Source organism: Mesorhizobium sp. P2_E10 (assembly GCF_056404235.1).
On record NZ_JBFUEK010000003.1, the window covers coordinates 229,938 to 252,158 of the forward strand.

22 protein-coding genes are annotated in these 22,221 nt (G+C 62.4%); 5 read left to right on the plus strand and 17 right to left on the minus strand.

Going from position 1 to position 22,221, the window contains the following annotated elements; all coding sequences use genetic code 11:
• Positions 1–8: 8 nt before the first annotated feature.
• The 10 genes from glnT to AC1D0N_RS10065 form a co-directional block, all read right to left on the minus strand.
• Positions 9–1,316, minus strand: a complete 1,308-nt coding sequence (gene glnT / locus AC1D0N_RS10020; RefSeq protein WP_477243324.1) for a type III glutamate--ammonia ligase — start codon at positions 1,314–1,316, stop codon at positions 9–11.
• A gap of 41 nt (positions 1,317–1,357) precedes the next feature.
• Positions 1,358–2,686, minus strand: coding sequence for an FMN-binding glutamate synthase family protein (locus AC1D0N_RS10025; protein ID WP_477243326.1), 1,329 nt, complete (start codon positions 2,684–2,686; stop codon positions 1,358–1,360).
• Positions 2,687–2,692: 6 nt separating this feature from the next.
• Positions 2,693–3,424: a GltB/FmdC/FwdC-like GXGXG domain-containing protein gene (locus AC1D0N_RS10030; RefSeq protein ID WP_477243328.1), complete on the minus strand. Its 732-nt coding sequence runs from the start codon at positions 3,422–3,424 to the stop codon at positions 2,693–2,695.
• 4 nt (positions 3,425–3,428) lie between these two features.
• The gene (locus AC1D0N_RS10035) at positions 3,429–4,325 is read right to left on the minus strand and encodes a class II glutamine amidotransferase (RefSeq protein WP_477243329.1); all 897 of its coding nucleotides are present in this window, start codon (positions 4,323–4,325) and stop codon (positions 3,429–3,431) included.
• An 83-nt stretch (positions 4,326–4,408) separates the two neighbouring features.
• Positions 4,409–4,732 (minus strand): hypothetical protein, encoded by a 324-nt coding sequence (locus AC1D0N_RS10040; protein WP_477243331.1) that lies wholly within the window; start codon positions 4,730–4,732, stop codon positions 4,409–4,411.
• The gene (locus AC1D0N_RS10045) at positions 4,729–5,418 is read right to left on the minus strand and encodes a hypothetical protein (RefSeq protein WP_477243332.1); all 690 of its coding nucleotides are present in this window, start codon (positions 5,416–5,418) and stop codon (positions 4,729–4,731) included. The genes AC1D0N_RS10040 and AC1D0N_RS10045 overlap by 4 nt, the downstream gene beginning before the upstream one ends.
• A 45-nt stretch (positions 5,419–5,463) precedes the next feature.
• On the minus strand, positions 5,464–6,858 hold the full coding sequence (locus tag AC1D0N_RS10050) for an APC family permease (protein ID WP_477243334.1): 1,395 nt from the start codon (positions 6,856–6,858) through the stop codon (positions 5,464–5,466).
• Between the two features lie 14 nt (positions 6,859–6,872).
• A complete protein-coding gene (locus tag AC1D0N_RS10055) occupies positions 6,873–7,034 on the minus strand; it encodes a hypothetical protein (RefSeq protein ID WP_477243336.1) in 162 nt (53 codons plus the stop codon).
• A gap of 19 nt (positions 7,035–7,053) precedes the next feature.
• Positions 7,054–7,431 carry a hypothetical protein gene (locus tag AC1D0N_RS10060; RefSeq protein ID WP_477243337.1) on the minus strand — a complete coding sequence of 126 codons (378 nt, stop codon included), beginning with the start codon at positions 7,429–7,431 and terminating at the stop codon, positions 7,054–7,056.
• Positions 7,432–7,442: 11 nt separating this feature from the next.
• A complete protein-coding gene (locus tag AC1D0N_RS10065) occupies positions 7,443–7,730 on the minus strand; it encodes a hypothetical protein (RefSeq protein WP_477243339.1) in 288 nt (95 codons plus the stop codon).
• A 286-nt stretch (positions 7,731–8,016) separates the two neighbouring features.
• Here AC1D0N_RS10065 and AC1D0N_RS10070 point away from each other — a divergent pair, with 286 nt between their 5' ends.
• From AC1D0N_RS10070 to AC1D0N_RS10085, 4 genes are read left to right on the plus strand one after another with little or no spacing between them, the layout of a single operon-like run.
• Complete coding sequence (locus AC1D0N_RS10070) at positions 8,017–9,150, plus strand: aminomethyl transferase family protein (protein ID WP_477243341.1); 1,134 nt, start codon at positions 8,017–8,019, stop codon at positions 9,148–9,150.
• 40 nt (positions 9,151–9,190) lie between these two features.
• On the plus strand, positions 9,191–9,787 hold the full coding sequence (locus AC1D0N_RS10075) for a dimethylamine monooxygenase subunit DmmA family protein (RefSeq protein WP_477243342.1): 597 nt from the start codon (positions 9,191–9,193) through the stop codon (positions 9,785–9,787).
• Positions 9,784–10,749 carry a PDR/VanB family oxidoreductase gene (locus tag AC1D0N_RS10080; protein ID WP_477243344.1) on the plus strand — a complete coding sequence of 322 codons (966 nt, stop codon included), beginning with the start codon at positions 9,784–9,786 and terminating at the stop codon, positions 10,747–10,749. The genes AC1D0N_RS10075 and AC1D0N_RS10080 overlap by 4 nt, the downstream gene beginning before the upstream one ends.
• A 9-nt stretch (positions 10,750–10,758) precedes the next feature.
• On the plus strand, positions 10,759–11,799 hold the full coding sequence (locus AC1D0N_RS10085; RefSeq protein ID WP_477243346.1) for a heme-dependent oxidative N-demethylase family protein: 1,041 nt from the start codon (positions 10,759–10,761) through the stop codon (positions 11,797–11,799).
• Between the two features lie 210 nt (positions 11,800–12,009).
• On the opposite strand, the gene AC1D0N_RS10090 is transcribed toward AC1D0N_RS10085, so the two are convergent.
• Complete coding sequence (locus tag AC1D0N_RS10090) at positions 12,010–12,729, minus strand: helix-turn-helix domain-containing protein (RefSeq protein ID WP_477243348.1); 720 nt, start codon at positions 12,727–12,729, stop codon at positions 12,010–12,012.
• A gap of 344 nt (positions 12,730–13,073) precedes the next feature.
• Here AC1D0N_RS10090 and AC1D0N_RS10095 point away from each other — a divergent pair, with 344 nt between their 5' ends.
• Complete coding sequence (locus tag AC1D0N_RS10095; RefSeq protein ID WP_477243350.1) at positions 13,074–14,432, plus strand: NAD(P)-binding domain-containing protein; 1,359 nt, start codon at positions 13,074–13,076, stop codon at positions 14,430–14,432.
• A 15-nt stretch (positions 14,433–14,447) separates the two neighbouring features.
• Here AC1D0N_RS10095 and AC1D0N_RS10100 read toward each other — a convergent pair whose 3' ends face one another.
• The 6 genes from AC1D0N_RS10100 to AC1D0N_RS10125 all read right to left on the minus strand — a co-directional run bounded on the left by AC1D0N_RS10100 (position 14,448) and on the right by AC1D0N_RS10125 (position 22,210).
• Positions 14,448–16,430 carry an ABC transporter permease gene (locus AC1D0N_RS10100; RefSeq protein WP_477243352.1) on the minus strand — a complete coding sequence of 661 codons (1,983 nt, stop codon included), beginning with the start codon at positions 16,428–16,430 and terminating at the stop codon, positions 14,448–14,450.
• On the minus strand, positions 16,427–17,506 hold the full coding sequence (locus AC1D0N_RS10105) for a quaternary amine ABC transporter ATP-binding protein (protein ID WP_477243354.1): 1,080 nt from the start codon (positions 17,504–17,506) through the stop codon (positions 16,427–16,429). The genes AC1D0N_RS10100 and AC1D0N_RS10105 overlap by 4 nt, the downstream gene beginning before the upstream one ends.
• Before the next feature lie 77 nt (positions 17,507–17,583).
• A complete protein-coding gene (locus AC1D0N_RS10110; protein WP_477243356.1) occupies positions 17,584–18,558 on the minus strand; it encodes an ABC transporter substrate-binding protein in 975 nt (324 codons plus the stop codon).
• Positions 18,559–19,017: 459 nt separating this feature from the next.
• A complete protein-coding gene (locus AC1D0N_RS10115) occupies positions 19,018–19,803 on the minus strand; it encodes an SDR family oxidoreductase (RefSeq protein ID WP_477243358.1) in 786 nt (261 codons plus the stop codon).
• An 8-nt stretch (positions 19,804–19,811) separates the two neighbouring features.
• Complete coding sequence (locus AC1D0N_RS10120; protein WP_477243360.1) at positions 19,812–20,576, minus strand: SDR family oxidoreductase; 765 nt, start codon at positions 20,574–20,576, stop codon at positions 19,812–19,814.
• 125 nt (positions 20,577–20,701) lie between these two features.
• Complete coding sequence (locus AC1D0N_RS10125) at positions 20,702–22,210, minus strand: sugar ABC transporter ATP-binding protein (RefSeq protein WP_477243362.1); 1,509 nt, start codon at positions 22,208–22,210, stop codon at positions 20,702–20,704.
• Between the last annotated feature and the right edge of the window lie 11 nt (positions 22,211–22,221).

Consider the following 22,221-nt stretch of genomic DNA (forward strand, 5'->3'; position numbering starts at 1 on the left):
GCTGGTGGTCAGATATCCAGCGTGTGGTCGCGCTCCCATTGCGTGAAGTGCGAAGCATAGGAATTCCATTCCTGGTGCTTCAGCTTTAGGTAGGCCGACGAGAATTCCTCACCCAGCGCCGCCTTGAGCGATTTGTCCTTGTCGAACTCGCGCAAGGCATCGAGCAGGTTGAGCGGCAGTTTTGGCGCGCCCTTCACCGTGTGCCCGAACTGGTACATGTCGATGTCGTAGCGCTTGCCGGGATCGGCCTTGGAGCGAATGCCGTCGAGACCGGCGGCGATGATGACGGCTTGCAGCAGATAGGGATTTGCCGCGCCGTCGGGCAGGCGCAGTTCGAAGCGGCCGGGGCCGGGCACACGCACCATGTGCGTGCGATTGTTGCCGGTCCAGGTCACCGTGTTCGGCGCCCAGGTCGCGCCCGAAATGGTGCGCGGCGCGTTGATGCGTTTGTAGGAATTGACCGTCGGGTTGGTGATCGCGGCAAGCGCGGAGGCATGCTTCATGATGCCGCCGAGGAAATTCTTGCCCTTGGCGGAAAGGCCGAGCTCCATCGCATTGTCGGCAAAGACATTGGTTTTGCCCGCCTTGTCCCACACCGAGATGTGGGCGTGGCAGCCATTGCCGGTCAGGCCCTGGAAGGGTTTCGGCATGAAGGTGGCGCGCAGGCCGTGCTTCTCGGCGACCGACTTGACCATGAACTTGAAGAAGGAGTGCTTGTCGGCAGTGGCGAGCGCATCGTCGAAGGCCCAGTTCATCTCGAACTGGCCGTTGGCGTCCTCGTGGTCGTTCTGGTAGGCGCCCCAGCCGAGCGCCAGCATGTGGTCGCAGATCTCGGCGATGACATCGTAGCGGCGCATCACCGCCTGCTGGTCGTAGCAGGGCTTCGACGCGGTGTCGTATTCGTCGGAAATCGTCTTGCCGTCCGGCGAGATCAGGAAGAACTCGGCCTCGACGCCGGTCTTGACATGCATGCCGTCGCTCGCCGCCTCGGCAATCAGCCGCCGCAGCGTGTTGCGCGGCGTCTGGTCGACTTCCTTGTCGTCCATGATGCAGTTGGCGGCGACCCAGGCGACCTCCGGCTTCCATGGCAGCTGGATGACCGAGTCCGGATCCGGCACCGCCAGCATATCGGGATGCGCCGGCGTCAGGTCGAGCCAGGTGGCGAAACCGGCAAAGCCGGCACCGTCCTTCTGCATGTCGGCGATGGCTTGCGCCGGCACCAGCTTGGCACGCTGCCCACCGAACAGGTCGGTGTAGGAAATCATGAAATATTTGACGCCGTTCTCTTTGGCGAAGGCGGCGAGATCGTTCCCCATTATAGTTCCTCGCTTGATGGTATTTTTGCTATTCGGATGTCTTAGAAGCCGTTCTTCCCCGGTATCCAGTTGGTGCCGGCCAGCGGCACGCCGGCCATGGCGGCGGCTTCGATGGTGAGCGCGACGAGATCCTCTGGCTCGAGATTGTGCAGGCTGTTCTTGCCGCAGGCCCGCGCGATGGTCTGCGCTTCCAGCGTCATCACCTTCAAATAGTTCGCCAGCCGCCGTCCGGCAGCGATCGGGTCGACCCGCTTCATCAGTTCTGGGTCCTGCGTGGTGATGCCCGCGGGGTCGCGCCCCTCGTGCCAGTCGTCATAGGCGCCGGCCGTGGTGCCGAGTTCGTTGTATTCCGCCTCCCAGCGCGGATCGTTGTCGCCCAGCGCAACCAGCGCTGCCGTACCGATCGACACCGCGTCGACGCCGAGCGCCAGCGCCTTGGCGACATCGGCGCCGTTGCGGATGCCACCGGAGACGATCAGCTGCACCTTGCGGTGCATGCCGAGATCCTGCAGCGCCTGCACCGCCGGCCTGATGCAGGCAAGCGTCGGCTGGCCGACATTCTCGATGAACACTTCCTGGGTGGCCGCGGTGCCGCCCTGCATGCCGTCGACGACGACGACATCGGCGCCGGCTTTCACCGCAAGGGCGGTGTCGTAATAGGGCCGCGCGCCGCCGACCTTGACGTAGATCGGCTTTTCCCAGTCGGTGATTTCGCGCAGTTCGAGGATCTTGATCTCGAGATCGTCGGGCCCGGTCCAGTCGGGATGGCGCGAGGCCGAACGTTGGTCGATGCCTTTCGGCAGCGTGCGCATTTCGGCGACACGGTCGGAAATTTTTTGGCCAAGCAACATGCCGCCGCCGCCGGGCTTGGCGCCCTGGCCGACGACCACTTCGATGGCATCGGCGCGGCGCAGGTCGCGCGGGTTCATGCCGTAACGCGAGGGCAGATACTGATAGACCAGTTGCTTGGAATGGCCGCGCTCTTCCTCGGTCATGCCGCCATCGCCGGTGGTGGTCGAGGTGCCCGACAAGGTCGCGCCGCGGCCCAAGGCTTCTTTCGCCGGGCCGGACAGTGAACCGAAGCTCATGCCGGCAATGGTGATCGGGATCTTCAGCTCGATCGGCTTCTTGGCATAGCGCGAGCCGAGTACGACGCTGGTGTCGCAGCGCTCGCGATAGCCTTCCAGCGGATAGCGCGAGATCGAGGCGCCAAGGAACAGCAGGTCATCGAAATGCGGCAGCTTGCGCTTGGCGCCGGCACCACGAATGTCATAGATACCGGTCGCCGCGGCGCGGCGGATTTCAGAGAGCGTGTAGTCGTCGAAGGTCGCGGATTTGCGCGGCGTCGTCGGCGGGTTGCGATAGGTCATGCTGCCTCAATACGCGTCGGCGTTGTCGATATTGAAATTGTAGAGCGTGCGCGCCGAGCCGTAGCGCTTGAACTCGGACGGTTTGACCCCGGTCACGCCGGCGCGGTCGAGCAGGCCCTTCAGCAGCTCAACGTGCTCTGGCCGCATCTCCTTGGCGATGCAGTCGGCACCCAGGCTGTCGACCTTGCCGCGCACGAACAGCCGCGCCTCGTAGATGGAGTCGCCCAGTGCATCGCCAGCGTCGCCCAGCACCACCAGATTGCCCGACTGCGCCATGAACGCCGACATGTGCCCGATATTGCCATGCACGACGATGTCGATGCCCTTCATCGAAATGCCGCAGCGCGACGAGGCATTACCCTCGATGACCAGCAGCCCGCCCCTGCCGGTGGCGCCGGCATACTGGCTGGCATCGCCTTTGATGGTGATCGAGCCCGACATCATGTTTTCGCCGACACCCGGTCCGGCCGAGCCGTGCACGGTGATCGTAGCGCCATCATTCATGCCGGCACAATAATAGCCGACGCTGCCGCGCACATCGATGGTGACCGGCTGGTCGACGCCGACGGCGACCGAATGGTTGCCCTTCGGGTTCAGCACTTCCCAGGCCGTTTCGTTCGACCCTGATGTCAGATTGTGCAGGGCCTGGTTGAGCTCGCGCAACGACAGCTCGTCGAGGTCGAAGACCCTCGCAGCGTGGTCGTGCGTCACCGTCTTTGAAAGTTTCGTTGCCGGCATGAACTCAATGCTCCCAGAAATAAACGGTCGCGGGCTCGGGTTCCCAGACCTTGGCGCCGTCTATGCCGGGCAGTTTGGTGAGCGCGCGATATTCCGAACCGAAGGCGACATACTGGTCGGTCTCGGCCATGACGGCGGGCTTGCAGGCGATCGGATCGCGCACCACGCCAAAGCCGTTCTTGGTGCCGACGACGAAGGTGAAGAAGCCGTCGAGATCGGAGAGCGTGCCTTCCAGCGCCTCGCCGAGATTCTTGCCATGCGCCATCTGCGACGAGAGATAGGCGGCGGCGACCTCGGTGTCGTTCTCGGTCTCGAATTTCATGCCTTCGCGGATCAGTTCACGGCGGACATTGTTGTGGTTGGACAGCGAGCCATTGTGCACCAGGCATTGGTCGGCGCCGGTCGAGAACGGATGCGCGCCCATCGTCGTCACCGCCGATTCCGTCGCCATGCGGGTATGGCCGATGCCGTGCGTGCCGGTCATTGAGCGCACATCGAAACGATCGACCACCGCTTCCGGCAGGCCGACTTCCTTGTAGATCTCGACGACGTCGCCGGCGCCCATGATTCTGATGTCGGGACGCAGCGCCTGGATGGCCTCGCGCGCTTCGTCGATCTTGGCGGGCGTGGTCCTGACGACGGCGTGGGTCGATTTCACGCTGATCGTCACCGGCGTGCCGATGACCTTGGCCAGTTCGGCGTCGAGGCCGCGGAAATCGCGCTCCGGCTTGGCCGACTGGATGGTGATCTTGGCCTCATTCTTTGAAGGCGCGCCATAGATGGCGATGCCGGCGCTGTCGGGACCGCGATCGCTGAGCGAGATCAGCATCTGCGACAGCATAGCGCCGAGCTGGGGCTCAAGCGACTTGTCCTTCAAAAACAGTCCGACGATTCCGCACATGTCAGGCTCCCGAGGTTTGTTCCTTGGAGATGTATCGAATGAGTCCTGGGAATTCAATTGGTATGAAAAAAATATTCCTCTCGTTATATGTCGGCCTGTGCATTGCTGCCGGCACTATCGCCGCCCGTGCGGGCGCTGTGGACCCATTTGGCGGTGCGGATGCGGGCTATCTTGTAGGCGTCGAGCACCGACAAGGCGTAGATCAGGAAGCCGCCGGCATGGCGGCCGACAAAGGAGGCATCTGGCGGTGCGATCTTCGCCGTCACCCAGGCCAGGATCACCATGAAGAAAAGAAACTGCAAGCCGCGCACCGGCACACCCAGAATGACATGCCCGCTTGCCGGCAAAACAATCGCTGCGCCAAGCACCAGATACGGATTGGCCGGTGCGGGTGAGGAACTGGTCATGCGGCCTGCCGTTTGCGTTGATTGATGGCATCGCGCAGCGCTGATGCCGAAACCAGCAATTTTTCGATCAATGCCGGATCGAGCCTGGCGCCGCCGAACTCAGCTTGGCGGAACACGCCATAACGCGCCCGCTCGGCCTCCGCCAGCAGCCAGACGATGCGCACCCCTTTCGGCGTGATCAGCAATTCCTTGGCGCGGCCTTCGGCAAAGATCTCCAGATGATCGGCGATGATGTCCTGCGGGAAGCGCCCGCCTTTGCGATCCGTCCGCAGCACTGCCTCGGCCGGAAAGTCAGCAACCTTTGGCAGCGTGTGGTCGAGATGGTCGAAGTTGGAGAAGGTCGTCGGCGAGCCCGGCCGCATCATCATGTCGAAAGTGCCAGGCACCGCGACCGGTTCGGTGATCGAGACGGACAGCCAGCGGGCAGGGAGCTTTCTCGTCGCCAGCGTATCGACGATGGTGCGCACTTGCACGCGCTGGCCATTCCATGAGCCGGCAAAGGTGAAAACACCGGCAGCACCGTCGGAGATGTTGGCTGCATCCGCAATGACGGTGCGGACGCCGGCTTCTTCGGCAACAAGTGCGGCCATGGCCTTTTTGCCATTGGCGCGCGCAAGCCAGGCGAGGTGAACGACGAGTGCCAGGGCGATGAGCCCGGCCAGCAATGCTGACGTCACTTCAAACACCTCGTCAAACCAGGCCCGCCCCAGGGGCGAGCACCCTTACCTCGTTCAATAGCCCTGTGGCTTCGGCCACGGCATGGTGAACTGATCGCCGCGGCGCACGAATTTGTAGCGGTAGAAGTGGAACCACAGCGAGATCAGGAAGTAGAAGGCGACCATGGCGATCAGCTGCGAGCCGAAGCCGAGGAAGATGGCAAAGAAGGTCACCACGCACAGGCAGAACAGCACGATCGCCGGCAGCGGATGGAAGGGATGCGTATATCCCCGGCGGATCGAGCCGAGCGGCCACTTCTTCCTGAACATGACGATGTTGATGCTCATGAAGGTGTATTGCAGCACGCCCGACAGGATCGAAAAGGTGATCGCCTGGTTGAGGTCGGCGATGAAGGCGAAGGCGAGCGCGATCGGCAGCAGGAACAGGATCGAGCGATAGGGCGTGCGGTATTTAGGATGCACGGCCGAGAACCAGGTCGGCAGATAGCGGTCGCGGCCGAGCGAGAACCAGGCCCGCGCGGCGTCGTTGATGCAGCCATTGGCGGAGGCGATGGCCGCAAGCAGCGTGGCGATGAACAATAGGTTCTCCAGCAGCGGGCTGCCGGTCAACTTGCCCGCGTCCCACAGCGGGTAGTAGGTGATTCCCAGATACTCCCACGGCATCATCGAAGCGCAGACATACCAGGTCATGGCGGCGGCGATCAAAAGCGTGATCATGCCGGCCATGGTGCCATAGGGCAGCGAGCGGGCCGGCGAGCGCACTTCCTCGGCCGCCTGCGTGGTGCCCTCGATGCCAAGATAGTACCAGATGCCGAACTGGAAGGCGGCGATGACGCCGATCCAGCCATAGGGCAGGGCGTTGCCGGGGGTGACCAGTTCGTTGAGCTTCAGCACCGCACCTTGCGTCCACGGGCTGACCGAGAAAAACAGGATGACGATCGAGACATAGGCGATCGCGGTGACGACGAAATTGACGTTGAGCGTCATCAGCACGCCGCGATAGTTCAGCCACGCCAGCACGACGATGGTGGCGGCGATGAATGAATTGTGGGTGAGCCCTTCGACGCCCGCCTTGGCGACGATGGTATCGCCGAGCAGAATGGCGTCCGAGACTTCGAGCATGGTGTAGGCAAAGACCAGGAACAGCGCGACGTTGAACGCCATCAGCGGTCCGACAATGTGCTTTGCCTGCGCATACTGGCCGCCGGCTGCGGCGACCGTCGATGTGACCTCCGAATCGATCATGGCGACCGAGGTGTAGAGCAGGCCGACAATCCAGCAGACGATCAGCGCCGCCAGCGCGCCGCCCTTGTCGGCCGAGAAATTCCAGCCGGTGAACTCGCCGACCAGAACGATGCCGACGCCGAGTGCCCAGACATGGGCCGGGCCGAGCACCCTGAGCAGTGAAACCCTGTCGCCGTGGATCGTGGGTTCAAGCGCCATCGTCATTGATCAATCCCCACTCAGATCCGGTGTTCTTCGGAGGCGGCTTCAAGTTCGCCTTCACGTGACGAGGTCAAAACCTCCTCGGAAAAGGTCGTGTCGATCTTGAACCAGTCGTAAAGCATCCACAGCGTGAGCACGATCGAGATGCCCCACGATGCATAAGAGAGTGCGGTCCACATGATGATGCTTCCCCGGGGTTTACTTGTCGTCGAACTTTTCGTTGATGACGTCGCGGTATTCGCGATCGGAGGCGCGGAACAGGAAGACGAAATAACCGATCAGCACCGCGGCCATGATGATCAGCGTCGGCCAGTCGATGACATAGTGGAAGTGGTTCTGGATGATGTCGTGCGCGGTCTCGGGCGTGTAGCCGAGCTTTTCCCAGATCGACGCCATGGTTGGATTCTGGCCCAGCGATTCCCACGTCTTGGTATCGAGCGCGTCGATGGATTTCGCCGCCCCGGCCAGCCCCAGTTTCAGCGGCAGCCACAGCGCCACGAAAATGGCGACCACCACGACGATGATATCGAAGATCTGCCCGGCCTTGCTTTGCAACGGCGGCGTGTAGCGCGGCATCTCTATTCCCCTCAGGACTTGCGGTTGCGGAACGCGTCGGCGTTCTTGATGTCGAGCCCGTAGATGAAGTCCTTGTCTTCCTTGTAGTGACTGACCATCGCCAGGATGGCGGCTGTGTTGAAGATCAGCACGGCGGCGGCGGCAATTGCGACGACGATCTTGATCCCGGTGTCCGGGATGTATGGCCATGTCATGATGAGGACGAAGAGGATCGTCGCCCACAGGCAGACGATCAGGAGTACCGATCCGCGCACGTCGGAACGGTACAGCGCTTCGATGCGCTGTTGCAGGTCTGACATCGGTTTTTCCCCTTTTCAAGCGCCCGGCCCCGAATTGGCCGCCCGCTGCCCTCTTTCAACAGAGTGAAATTTTTTTCATAAATTCCGACCGAATTCCGCAATTGTCAAGCCGAATTTACGTGGGGTTAACCGTTTGTCCCCAACCACGAATCTTGCCTGACAATGAAATTATTTGCTTATGGGTATTGCGGCATCCGAACGTTTGCGGTCAATATTCGCTCAAAGCCGCCGCCGCTGCGCAGGGGGCAGGGAACGCAATAGAGTTTTCGAAACGGAGGACGAGCGGATGACGGCATCCTGGAGATTTTCGACCCTGGCGGATCGCCACCGCGCGCTCGGCTCGAAACTCGAAGACTGGAGCGGCATGGGCACCGCATGGACCTACGACAAGGATGCCGACGAGGAGTATGTCGCCATCCGCACCAAGGCCGGGCTGATGGACGTCTCGGGCCTGAAGAAGGTTCACATCACCGGACCGCACGCCTCACACCTGATCGACCTTGCCACGACGCGCGACGTGGAAAAGATTTATCCCGGCAAGTCCGCCTATGCCTGCATGCTGAACGAGCAGGGCAAATTCACCGACGACTGCATCCTCTACCGCACCGGCCCCAACGCCTGGATGGTCGTGCATGGTTCGGGCACCGGCCACGAGGAATTGCAGCGCGCTTCGGTGGGCCGCGATGTCTCGCTGCGCTTCGACGACAATCTGCATGATCTGTCGCTGCAGGGACCGACCGCTGTCGACTATCTGGCCAAGCACGTGCCGGGCATTCGCGACCTCAACTATTTCCATCACATGCAGACGCAGCTGTTCGGTTTTCCCGTCATGATCTCGCGCACCGGCTACACCGGCGAGCGTGGTTACGAGATCTTCTGCCGTGGCCAGGATGCCGGCACGATCTGGGACACGATCCTGGCCGAGGGCAAGAGCGTCGGCATCATTCCGTGCCGCTTCACCACGCTCGATATGCTGCGCGTCGAAAGCTATTTGCTGTTCTACCCCTACGACAATTCGCAAAAATATCCGTTCGACAATGAAGGGCCTGGCGACACGCTGTGGGAACTCGGCCTCGACTTCACCGTCAGCCCGGGGAAGACCGGCTTCCGCGGCGCCGAGGAGCACTATCGCCTCAAGGGCAAGGAGCGCTTCAAGATCTTCGGCGTGCTGCTCGAAGGCAAGGAGCCGGCCGACGAGGGCGCGCCGGTCTATCGCGACGGCAAGAAGGTCGGCGTGGTGACCTGCGCCATGTATTCGCCGCTGGTGAAGAAATCGATGGGCATTGCCCGGCTCGATGTCGACTGCGCGGTACAGGGCACCAGGCTCGAAATCCACAACAAGAGCGGGGCGATCAAGGCGACGGCTGAGCCGCTACCCTTCGACGATCCGAAGAAGACCAAGCGCACGGCGAAAGGCTGAGGCATAGTCAACGGCGAGGGGTTCGAGGCATAAACAGAGAATGGCAGCCAAAAGCATCATCAGCCGGCCCGTTTACGGAACCTTGTCTCCGCAGCCCGGCAAGCACCATCTTTTCGTGGCGGATGCGGAGGGTGCGCTGGCGATATCCGAACTGGCCGCCAGGGCGCCGGCGGATTTCTTCGGCGACGCCCACATCATCTTCATCCCCGGCCATGACGGCAAACATGTCGCTACGCTCGAGGCCCTGAAGCCGGCGCAGTTCTATCAGAGCCCTTCCTTCTCCAGCGCGCTGCCACGACTGAAACAGACGCTGACCAATGCGCATATGGGCCTGCGCGTCTATCTCGCCGGCACTGAAGGGCTGATCGGCCAGGCCATGCAGGCAGCGCTCGAGGCCGGCATCGATCACACCTCGATCCAGACCGAGCATCGCGGCTCGCTGGCGCGCCGCATGCAGTGCGTCCACTGCAAGGGCATCACCGAGAATGTGACGACACAGCCGGCGACCTGTGCGCATTGCGGCCTGCTGCTTCTGGTGCGCGATCACTATTCAAGGCGCATTGCGGCCTTTCAGGGCGTCTGCATCAATGCCGAGGACCGCAGCGAAATTCCTCCTTTGGAGGAGATCTTTCCATGAGCACCGGCACAACCAAACTCGATGTCGTGGTCAGCGATGTCGTTCCGGTCAACGATCTGGTGACGCGCTTCCATTTCCGCCGGCGTGACGGGCAGCTGTTGCCGACATTTTCCGGCGGCGCCCATGTCGTGGTGGAAATGCGCGATGGCGAGCGCACCCGGCTCAATCCTTATTCGCTGATGGGCTCGCCGCTCGACACCCGAGAATACACCATCTCGGTGCGCCGAGACGATGTCGGCCGAGGCGGCTCGCTGTTCCTGCACAGGCATGTCAAGCCCGGCCATGAGATGGTGATCAGCTATCCGGTCAACTTGTTCTCGCTCGACCTGCGCGCCAAAAAACATTTGATGCTGGCCGGCGGCATCGGCATCACACCGTTCATGGCGCAGACCGCGCAACTGGCGGCCGAAGGCGGCAATTTCGAATTGCACTACACCTGCCGCACCGCTTCGCTCGGAACCTATGCCGATGTTCTCAGCGAGCGCTATGACCGCCGCATCAGGCTCTATCACGACGATCGCGACGAGCGCATCGAGCTCGACCGCCTGCTCTCCTCCCAGCCGCTCGGCACGCACCTCTATGTCTGTGGCCCCTCGGGCATGATTGGCTGGGTGCGCGACCGCGCAGCTGCACTCGGCTGGCCGCCGGAGACAGTGCATTTCGAGCATTTCGCAGCGCCCCAGCCCGGCGCGCCGTTCGACGTGACGCTGGCTGTCAGCGACAAGACGATCCGCGTCGACGAGCAACAGAGCCTGCTCGAGGCGATCGAGGCGGCCGGCGTCGATCCGCCCTATCTCTGCCGTGGCGGCGTCTGCGGCCAGTGCGAAACCAACGTCATCTCGTATGACGGCAAGTTCATCCACAACGACCACTGGCTGAGCGAGGAAGACCACCGCTCCGGCTGCAAGATCATGCCGTGCGTCTCGCGCTTCGAGGGCCGCTCGCTGGTGCTGGAACGGTAGGAGGAAATCATGGGCATCACCTTTCGCAAGGAAACGTTCCGCGACGACTTCACCTTCAGGAACAGCCCGGAACACATCAGGCGGTTTCCGTTTCCGTTCCACGAAGACAGCTACATGTATGCGGTCAACATCGAGCCGCATGTCCTGGGGCCGAAGGGCAGCGTGCTGGAAAACCTGATCGACGTCGACGAGCACTATGTCGCCGAGATGCAGGACCGCGCGCTGGTACTGGCCGAGGATCCGCTGCGCTGCCAGTCGCTGCCACATATGACGCTGGCCGGCTGGGACCTGCTCGAACTTTTGATGGAGCAGCAGGCGCTGGGCTATCCCGAGCATTTCACGCTGACCCGCGACGGCGACCGCTGGCGCTGGATCAACCGGCCGCTCGGCATCGACGACAGCTTCACCTTCGGCGACACCTCGACGCTGCCTTACGGGCCGATGGAGTACATCACCCGGCAGAGCCAAGGCGATTTCTGCATCCTCGACCAGCGCGACGGCAATCTGTGGATGGATGCCGGCATGGTCACTACCCAGGCCGACTGGTCGCTCGATTTCGACATCGGCATGAATTTTTTCGAGTGGCACGCGCCGGTGCCGCTGGCGCATGAGAAGGGGATTTTTGTCAGGGCGCTGAAGTTCCTCACCAACATCCAGCAAGGCAAGCCGGCGCGGCGGCTGAACTGGACGATGACCATCAATCCGCGGCTCGACACCAGCCCGGAAAATTATCACAAATGGGGACCGGACCGCACCACCGTGACGCCGGACAATGTCGGCGACAAGGTGCATCTGCGCGTCGAACTGCAGAGTTTTTGGCGGCTGCCGCGCTCGAACGGCATCGTCTTCCCGATCCGCTGTTATCTGATCAAGATGGACGAACTGGTGACGCAGCCCAAATGGGCACGGCGCCTGCACCGCGTGATCCGCGATTTGCCGGAGGAACTCGCCAATTACAAAGGCCTGACGCGGTATAGGCCGACACTGGTGGAATGGCTGTCGAAGTTGGATGACGGCAGTGCGACGAGCCCAGGGTTTGGGCCGGATTAGAGCTGCCGCCGAAGCTGCCAATCTCCCCCCTCGTGGGGGAGATGCCCGGCGAGGCGGAGGGGGGCGCGAAGGAATGCAAACCTTGCCCAGCCTTGCCGAAAGACCACCAACCCCTGAGGTCGCTGCTAGACTACGATCGATTGATAAGTCGGTGGGACAGCGCCCCCTCTGTCCTGCCGGACATCCCCCACGAGGGGGGAGATTGGCTACTTAGCCCGCGCTCTGCGGATAGCAGATGATCGACAGATAGCGCATCGGCAGTTTCGTCAGCTGCTCCGGCCCATGCGGCGCGTCGGCGTCGAAGAACAGGCTGTCGCCTGGCTTCATCGGATAGAGATTGCTGCCGTGCCGGTAAACGACCTCGCCCTCGAGCATGTAGAGGAATTCCATGCCCTCATGCTGGAAGGTCGGGAACACATCCGAATCCTCGGTCAGCGTGATCAGATAGGGCTCGACGACGACGCCGCTGGTGTTGGAGCCGATATGGCCGAGCAGATTGTACTGGTGGCCGGCGCGCGTGCCGCGGCGCTCGACATCGAGCCCTTCGCCGGCCTTGACGAAGACGGCACTGCGCTCCTCCTCGAAGCGGCGGAAGAAGGCGGTGACTGGAACGCCGAGCGCCCGCGACAGCGCCTGCAAAGTGGTCAGCGACGGCGAGGTGATGCCGTTTTCGATCTTCGACAGCATGCCTAGCGAGATGTCGGTGGCGACCGCCAGATCGGCGACGGTGATGCCGAGCTTTTTGCGGAACGCCCTGACTTCACGGCCGATCGCCACCTCCAGCACCTTTTCGCGCGTGTCACGAATGGCATGCGGGTTCTGCGTCAGCGGCGCGCGGATGGTTCGCCCGTCCGTTGCCGCTCCTTTCAGCGACGGCTTGGTCTTCGCGACCGCGGAGCCAGGCTTGAGATCGGATGCTGTTTTCGCCATGTCGCCACCATCCCAAGACTCTGCAGATTTATTTCACTCAAGGTGAACATAATCGGTGCCGATACAGAAGCGCAACCGCCCCGACAAGCCATCTGCGGTCCGTCCCCGTATTTTGCCGGCGCCGGCGATTGCGGTTTTTCACCAGAAGTTCCCCCGGCGAAACGCGGTTTTGCCACAAGGCCAGTTGACAGCATCAAAGGGGCAATTACTGTACTGTGAGTGAAATTTGTTTCGTAAGAGCAATTCCAGAAAGCGTGTGAAACGGTTTTCCGGGAAAAGCTCATAGCGCTTTCCCTTGGGAATTGCGTCAAAACAAAAGTCGAAATCAGATTGGGAGGCCCGGAATGAAAAGTCGTGTTGCCGTCATCGGAGCCGGACCGTCCGGCATGGCGCAGCTCAGGGCCTTCAAGTCGGCCGCCGACAAGGGCGCCGACATCCCCGAAATCGTCTGTTTCGAAAAGCAGTCGGACTGGGGCGGCCTGTGGAACTACACCTGGCGCACCGGCCTCGACGAGCATGGCGACCCGGTGCATGGCTCGATGTACCGCTACCTCTGGTCAAACGGGCCGAAGGAATGCCTGGAATTCGCCGACTACACGTTCGAGGAGCATTTCGGCCGCCCGATCGGCTCCTATCCGCCACGCGCCGTGCTGTGGGACTACATCAAGGGCCGCGTCGAGAAATCCGGCGTGCGCAAATGGGTGCGCTTCAACAGCCCGGTGCGCATGGTGACCTTCTCGGACACGACTAAGAAATTCACCGTCACCGCGCATGACCGCACCAACGACGTTACGTACTCTGAAGAGTTCGACAATGTCGTCGTCGCCTCCGGGCATTTTTCCGTGCCCAACGTGCCCTATTTCGAGGGCTTCGCCACCTTCAATGGCCGCATCCTGCACAGCCATGATTTCCGCGACGCCATGGAATTCAAGGGCAAGGACATATTGATCATCGGCCGTTCCTATTCGGCCGAGGACATCGGCTCGCAATGCTACAAATACGGCGCCAAATCGATCACCTCCAGCTACCGCTCGAAGCCCATGGGCTTCAAATGGCCGGAGAATTGGAAGGAAGTGCCGCTGCTGCAGAAGGTCGTCGGCAAGACCGCGCATTTCAAGGACGGCACATCAAAGGATGTCGACGCCATCATCCTGTGCACCGGCTACCTGCATTCCTTCCCGTTCCTCACCGAGGAGCTGAAGCTCAAGACCGCCAACCGCATGTGGCCGGACGGGCTCTATGAAGGCGTCGTCTGGGAGAAGAACCCGAAACTGTCCTTCATTGGCATGCAGGACCAGTTCTACACCTTCAACATGTTCGACGCGCAGGCCTGGTTCGCCCGCGACGTCATCATGGGCCGCATCAAACTGCCGTCGGCCGAGGCGATGGCCGCGCACGGCGCGAAATGGCGGGCGCGTGAGGAAACGCTGGAGGACGCCGAGCAGATGATCTGGTTCCAGGGCGACTACACCAAGGAATTGATGGAGCAGACCGACTATCCCGGCTTCGATGTCGAGGCGGTCAACCAGACTTTCATGGAATGGGAGCACCACAAGGCGGAAGACATTATGAGCTTCCGCGACCATGCCTACCGCTCGCTGATGACCGGCACCATGGCGCCGCTGCACCACACGCCGTGGCTGCAGGCGCTGGACGATTCGATGGAGAGCTATCTCGAGGTGAAGGGCGTCGCGGCGGAGTAGCCGTCGCACCTCAGTCTATCCAAGTCTTGCCCTGGCTTTCGCCGTCCAGGCGTTGAACAGCCGGTCGGCGACGATGCCGATGAAGGCGATGGCCAAGCCAGCGACGATGCCGCGGCCGGAATCGGCCTTGGACAGCGCGATGAACACCTCCTGGCCGAGATCGCGCGTGCCCACCATGGCGCAGATGATGATCATCGCCAGCGCCATCAGGATCGTCTGGTTGACGCCGAGCATGATCTCGGGAAGCGCCAGCGGCAGTTGCACGCGAAAGAAGGTCTGGCGCGGGGTGCAGCCCGAAACCTTGGCAGCCTCGATCAGCGCCGGCGGCACCTGCCTTATGCCGTGATTGGTGTAGCGGATCGCCGGCACCACGGCGAAGGCTATCGTTGCGATCATCGCGGTGACGTCGCCGACCCGAAACAGCATCACCACCGGGATGATGAAGCAGAAGGACGGCAGCACCTGCAGCGTGTCGATGACCGGCGTGACGATCTTTTCGAAGCGGTCGCTGCGTGAGGCCATCAGCCCGATTGGGATGCCGATCAGGCATGCGATGAAGGCCGAGATACCGCAGAGATAAACCGTTGCCATGGTCTTTTCCCACAGGCCGGTGATGGCGCAGAAAGCGGTCAATGCCGCGACCAGGGCGGCCAGCCGCAACCCGCCAAGCTGGTAGCCGGCCAGGCCGAGCAGGAATACTGCTCCGAGCCATGGAAATCCTTCGCAGAAGGCGCGCACCGGGTTCAGCACGTTGAGGATCAGCGCAACGCGGAACGCCTCGATCGTGTCGAAGAAGTTGATGGTGATCCAGCTCACCGCAGCCTTCCACAAAGGCGCGGTGGTGAAGGTGATCGCTTTCGGCACCGCGGCGAAGGCTGGCTCGAACAGGCCGAGCAGCGTGGTGACGACAAGGATGGCGACGGCCAGTGTCAAATGGGGATAGCGCCGCCAGAAGCGCGGGCTAGCCTCCTGATGCACATGGCCCTTGGCGTGGTTGTGGGCGATCGCCTGGCTCAGCCGGTCAAGCGCGATGGCCAGTGCGACGATGGCAAGACCGGCCTCCATCGCTTCGCCGACCTTCAGTGCCCTAAGCGCCAAAAGCACATCGTAGCCGAGGCCGCCGGCGCCGATCATCGAGGCGATGATCACCATGTTCAGCGCCAGCATGATCACCTGGTTGACGCCGACCATCAGCGTCGGGCGCGCCGACGGCAACAGCACCCGCCATAGTTTCTGCCGCGCCGTGCAGCCGGCCATCTCTGAGAAATCATCGATCTCGGACGGCACGCGCGACAGGCCCAGCATCGTCGCCCGCACCATCGGCGGCGTGGCGAAGATGGCCGTCGCGATCATCGCCGAAACCGGGCTGTTGCCGAACAGCAGCAGCATCGGGATGAGATAGGCGAAGGTCGGGATTGTCTGCATCAGGTCAAGGGCGGGGGAGACGATCAGTCTCTCGGCCCACGGCTTGCGCCACGCCCAGATGCCGGCGAACAGCCCGGTGACGATGCAGAACGGCACGGCGATCGAGATCAGCCCCAGCGTCAGCATCGCGCTCGTCCATTGGCCGAACAGCGCGATGTAGAGAAAGGAGCCGCCGACAAGCATGCCGAGTTTTCGGCCGCCAGCGGCATGCCCGGCAAGGTATGCAGCGGCGCAGACGCCGACCCAGGACAGGCGCGGCAGGACATAGGCGTCGGCGCCGTGACCTATCTTGAAATTCTTGGCCAGAAGGTTGAGCGCGAAATCGAGGGGAACGCCTAGCACCGCGGTGATCGACCGCGTCAACCAGGACAAGTTCTGCTTGATCCAGCGCATCAGCGCGCTGACCCAGTCGGCGACTGGAACGATCGCCTCGGCCGGATAGTTGACGGCCCAGGGCAGACTGTCCTGCAAAAGGAACACCACCAGCACGGCGGCGAGCGCTGCGGCCCAGACCAGCAGCCAGAGCTGGATCGGGCGAGGCCTTGCAGCGCTGGCGCTTGCCGTCACCGTCATGCGGAGGCTCCGGGGCGCTCGATGCCGGCCAGCAGCCCGATCACCGCTTGCGGCGTCACCTCACCGATCGGCTTGCCGCTGCCATTGACCACCGCGAATGGCTTGCCGGCCGAAACGATGCTGGCCGAAAAGCTGGCGATCTTGGCATCGGGCGAAACCGTGCCGCCATGCTCCGAGCCATCGCAGGCGCGCATCAGGCTACGCGCCGAAATCACCTTGGCGCGGTCGACGTCCCTCGTGAATTCGGCGACATAGTCGGTCGCCGGATTGACCACCAGCTGTTCCGGCGTGCCGATCTGGATGACCTCGCCGTCCTTCATGATGGCGATGCGGTCGGCCAACCTGATCGCCTCGTCGAAATCATGGGTGATGAAGACGATGGTCTTGTGCAGCATGGTCTGCAGCCGCATCAGCTCGTCCTGCATCTCGCGGCGGATCAGCGGATCGAGTGCCGAGAACGGCTCGTCGAGGAACCAGATTTCCGGCTTGGTGGCGAGGCTGCGGGCGATGCCGACGCGCTGCTGCTGGCCGCCCGAAAGCTCGCGCGGATAGAAATGCTCGCGGCCGCGCAAGCCGACGAGTTCGATGACTTCTTGCGCCCGTTTTTCGCGCGTCGGCCGGTCCTGCCCCTGGATGCTGAGCGGAAAGGCGATGTTCTCCAGCACGTTGAGATGCGGCAGCAGCGCAAAATTCTGGAACACCATGCCCATGCGGTGGCGCCTGAGTTCGATCAGCGCCGCATCGGAAATCTTCAGCAGGTCCTTGCCTTCGAATTCGACCTTGCCATGGGTCGGCTCGACCAGCCTGGACATGCAGCGCACCAGCGTCGACTTGCCGGAGCCGGACAGGCCCATGATGATGAAAATCTCGCCCTGGCGTATCTCGAGGTCGACGGCGCGCACGGCGCCGACCAGCCCGGCCGCTGCGACATCCGCCATGCTGGCCTTGCCGTCGCGCTCGCGGATGAAATTGGCTGCGTTCGCGCCAAACAGCTTCCACACATTGCGGCAGGCAAGTTTTACCGGGCGGGCATCCGCGCCCGTGGAGATCGCGCCTTGTTCCGTCGTATCCGTCATTCGTTCGTCCTTCTGGAACATCAAAAACTGAGGCCCGGCCGATCAACAGCCGGGTCTCACTTTTCCAGTCGGAACGATCACTGCGCCCAGGCTTTCCAGTCGGCTTCGTGGGCGGCGATCCAGGCGGCGGCGACGTCTTCCGGTGTCTTGCCGTCGAGATCGATCTCGCCGCTCATCTTGTTGAGCTCGTCGGTATCGACCGTGAAGGCTTTCGCCACCTTGTAGGCGACCGGCCACTTGTCCTTCATGCCCGACCAGGAATACTTCCAGATCTCGCCATGCGGCTTGCCGCAGTCATATTTGGCATCGGGGTTGGTGCCCCATTTCGGGTCGTTGTAGCACTCGGGCGTGTATTCGGGGAATTGCACCCATTCGCCCTTGTACTTGGCCGGCGCCCAGTGCGGCGAATAGATCCACAGCATGATCGGCGCCTTGCGCTGATAGGCCGAATCCAGTTCGGCAAACATCGCTGCGTCGGTGCCGGCATGGATGACGGTGAAGGGCAGTTTCAACGCTTCGACGCGCTCGTCGTCAAAGCCTTCCCAGGTTACCGGGCCGCCGAGATAGCGTCCCTTCGGCGCCGTCTCCGCCGTCGAGAACGACGCCGCGCATGTCGGGTCGAGCAGTGCATGCCAGTCCGGCAAGGTCGGGCATTTTTCTTTCATGTATTCGGGAAACCACCATTCTTCCTTGGCCTTCGGTCCGAGCTTGCCGAGACGTTCGGTCTGTCCGGTCGCGTCGGACGCTTTCATGGCTTCGCCGGCCGTCGTGTCCCAGAATTCCAGGCCGACATCGAGATCGCCATTGGTCAGGCCGGTGGTCAGGCTGGAGAGATAATCGGCGGTCGGATATTCGACCGTGTAGCCGAGCTTTTCCAGGATGCCGCCGAGGATCTTGGCGTTCAGATTGACGCTGGTCCAGTCGAACAGCGCGATCTTGATCGGGTCGTTGGATTCAGGTGCGGCCGCCTGGGCCGAAGATGTCAGTGCGCTTGCCGCGGCAAGCGCCAAGGCTCCCATTGATAGTTTCGAAATCACACTCCGAAATGACATGCATGTTCTCCTGTCAAACCACGTGGAAGTTTTCAGTCGTTCCCTTCTTGCGTCTTTTCTTGATTGTGTTGGGAAAGCTCGTCGTTGCGCAAGGCCGTCGGCACCACAATGTCGCAGGCGTTGACGCCGGCGCAAAAAGGTTGGTGCTCAATCTTGTGAAAATGCGGTGCCGGAGGGATCGCGTCATGGCATCAGATGGATTGCTGCGCATCCGCGGATCGATCGCCGCGCATGCGGCGCTCTGAGACGTGCGAGCCATCAAGGTCCCATGATCTCGGCTGTCGGCCTGGCAAGCCCCATCTGGCCAAAGCCGTTTCATGGGATGAAATTATATATACCAACGTTCATCTTGCGCAACGCACAATGCCGTTCGCAACGCGAAATTCGAAAGGCATCGGCTGATCGCCGGGCTTCGAAGCATCGGCCCGACAGGTATTGCTCACGGCGTGAACAGCCTGCTCACGACATGATCAGGCCGCCATCGACATTGATGGTCTGGCCGGTGATGTAGGTGGCGTCGTTGCTGGCGAGAAAGCTGACCAGGCCGGAGACGTCCTCGCCACTGCCGGCGCGGCCCATCGGGATGTTCTTCACCCATTCGGCCATCAGCTCGCCGGGCTTGTAGTCGCCCATCAGTCTGCCCCATGCCGCGTCGTTATAGGCCCACATATCGGTGTCGATGATGCCGGGGCAGATCGCATTGACGGTGATCTTTTCCTTGGCCACTTCCTTGGCAAGGCTCTGGGTGATGCCGACGACGCCGAATTTCGAGGCCGCATAATGCGGCGTGTAGATGAAACCCTGCCGTGCCTGGCCCGACGCCGTGTTGATCAGCCGGCCGCCATCGCCATGCTTGCGGATGCGCGCGATGGCCTCCTGGCAGCACAGGAACACGCCCTTGGTGTTGACCGCCATCACCTTGTCCCATTCGGCCTCGGTCATCGCCTCGATCCGGGCGATGGTGATGACGCCGGCATTCTGTACCGAGATGTCGACGCGGCCGAATTGTTGCTCGGCCAGATCATAGAGAGCGACGACCTCATCCTTCCTGGTCACGTCCATCCGCATCGACGCCACCTTGGCGCCGGCTGCCTTCAGGTTGTCGGCGACCTCGTCGACACGCGGGTCGATTGCGCTGATGACGACGGCAGCACCCTCAGCCGCGAAGCGTTTCGCCATCGCCGCCCCGATGCCGCCGCTGGCGCCGGTGATGACCGCCGTCTTTCCCTCGAAACGCTTCTGCATTTTTCCTCCTACCAACAGACAAAACCGCCATCGACGATCAGGTCGATGCCGGTAACGAAACTCGCGGCGCGGCTGGCCAGGAAGACGGTCGGGCCGACCATTTCTTCCGGTGCTGCCATGCGGCCCATCGGCGTGTCGCGCTTGAAAATCTTCACCTGTTCGGCGACCTCCGGGCGCTTGTTCATCGGTGTCAGTGTGTAGCCGGGGCTCACCACATTCACCCGCAGGCCGCGATCGGCCCACTCCATGGCGAGGCTCTTCGACATGTGGATGACGGCGGCCTTCGACGAATTGTAATGCGCCTGGGTCAGGCCGCGATTGACGATCGAGCCGGACATCGAGGCGATGTTGATGATCGAGCCCTTGCGCCGCGCCAGCATGGTGCGCGCCTCGGCCTGGCAGGACAGGAACACGCCGCTGACATTGACTTCGTAGACCTTCTGCCACTTCTCCAGCGACAGCGTCTCGGCGGCCTCGGCGCCAGCAATCCCGGCGTTGTTGACGGCGATGGTCAGCGCGCCGAGCTCTTTCTCGGTGCGCTCGATCGCCGCCGCAAGATCGGCCTCCGAAGTCACCGTGCCGGTCAGTACCAGCGCCTTGCGGCCAAGTGCCGTAATCTTGTGCGCCGTCTCGTCCAGCCCGCCCTTGGAGGTATGGCCGAAACAGACGACATCGGCGCCGGCCTCGGCCAGACCAATGGCGATCGCCTGGCCGATGCCGCTGCCGGCGCCGGTCACCAGCGCTACGTCTCCGTGAAGATCGAATAGTTTCATCGTCGGTTCCCTCTGCTCCAACCGCCGGCCGTCTGAAATGAAGGGGCGCCAGTCTTTGCTGGCGCCCCGCGCGGTCCGGTCCTTGGGAGGATATCACCTGGAGCGCATTGTTCCGATATGTTGCTCTAGCTCGTGGCGAGTTCCATCACCGCGACGTTGCTGGCTTCGCTGCGGTCGAGAATGCCGCGCTGCCGACCGCGGCTCAGCACCAGCACGCGATGCGACAGGCCGAGCACTTCCTCGAGGTCGGAGCTCACCACTACCACCGCCATGCCCGAGCGGGCGAGATCGGCGATGACATCATAGATCGCGGCACGCGCACCGACATCGATGCCGCGCGTCGGCTCATCGAGGATGAACACTTTGGGCGGGCGCGACACCCATTTGGCGATGATCACCTTCTGCTGGTTGCCGCCGGACAGCTTGCTCACCGCCTGGCCAGGTTTGCCCTTGACGCCGAGCCTGGCGATGCCGGCCTCGGCGAATTTCTGCACGGCCTTGGGGAACACCCAGCCATTCGGCGCGACATGGTCGAAATTACCGAATGCCAGATTCTCGCCGATGGTCTGGTCGAGCACGACGCCTTGTGCCTTGCGGTCTTCCGGCACCAGCACGACGCCGGCCTTGATCGCCGCCGCCGGGCCGCTGAGATGCACCGGCTTACCGGCAACGCGCACCGACCCCGATGAAATCGGGTCGGCGCCGGCGATCGCCCGCACCAGCTCCGTGCGCCCGGCGCCGATCAATCCGGCGATGCCGAGGATCTCACCTGACTTCACCGAGAAGGAAATGTTGTTGAAGCTGTGTTCGGGCGAGGACAGGTTCTCGACTTCGAGCAGCGTGTCCGCTCCCGGCGGCGACAATGGCGGAAACATCCGCTCGACCGAGCGGCCGACCATCTGCTCGACCACGGTGCGCACCGGAATATCGGCGCGCTCGTGCCGGGCGACGATGCGCCCGTCGCGCATCACCACCACGCGGTCGGCGATCTGGGCAATCTCGTCCAGCCGGTGGCTGATATAGATGAAGGACATACCTTCCGCCTTGAGCTTGCGGATCTGCTGGAACAGCAGCTCCGTTTCCTCGCCGCCAAGGGCTGCCGTCGGTTCGTCGAAGATCAATAGCTCGGCATTGAGGGCCAGCGCCTTGGCGATCTCGACCTGCTGCTGGGCGGCGATGCGCAGCGTGCGCACCTTGCGCTCCGGCGAGACGTCGAGGCCGAGGCGCTTGAGCTGTGCCGATGCCTGCGCGTTCATGGCCGCGCGGTCGATGCGGCCGCCGCGCATCGGCAGCCGCCCGACATAGACGTTCTCGGCCACCGACAGGTCCGGCAGCAGCTTCAGCTCCTGGTGGATCATGCCGACGCCGGCTTCGATGGCCGCGGCGGGAGAGGCGGGGGAATAGGATTTCCCCCGCCACATGATGGTGCCGGCATCGGGTTTGGTCGACCCGGCAATGATGTTCGAAATAGTGGACTTGCCGGCGCCATTTTCGCCAAGCAGCGCCACGACCTCGCCCGGGCGCACCTCAAAGCTTGCATCGGCCAGGACCTGGACCGGTCCGTAGCTTTTGCAGAGGCCGCTGACGGAGAGCCCCAGATGGGGGCTCTCCGTATGGCGTGGATTCAGGGACATCGTTGCGCTCG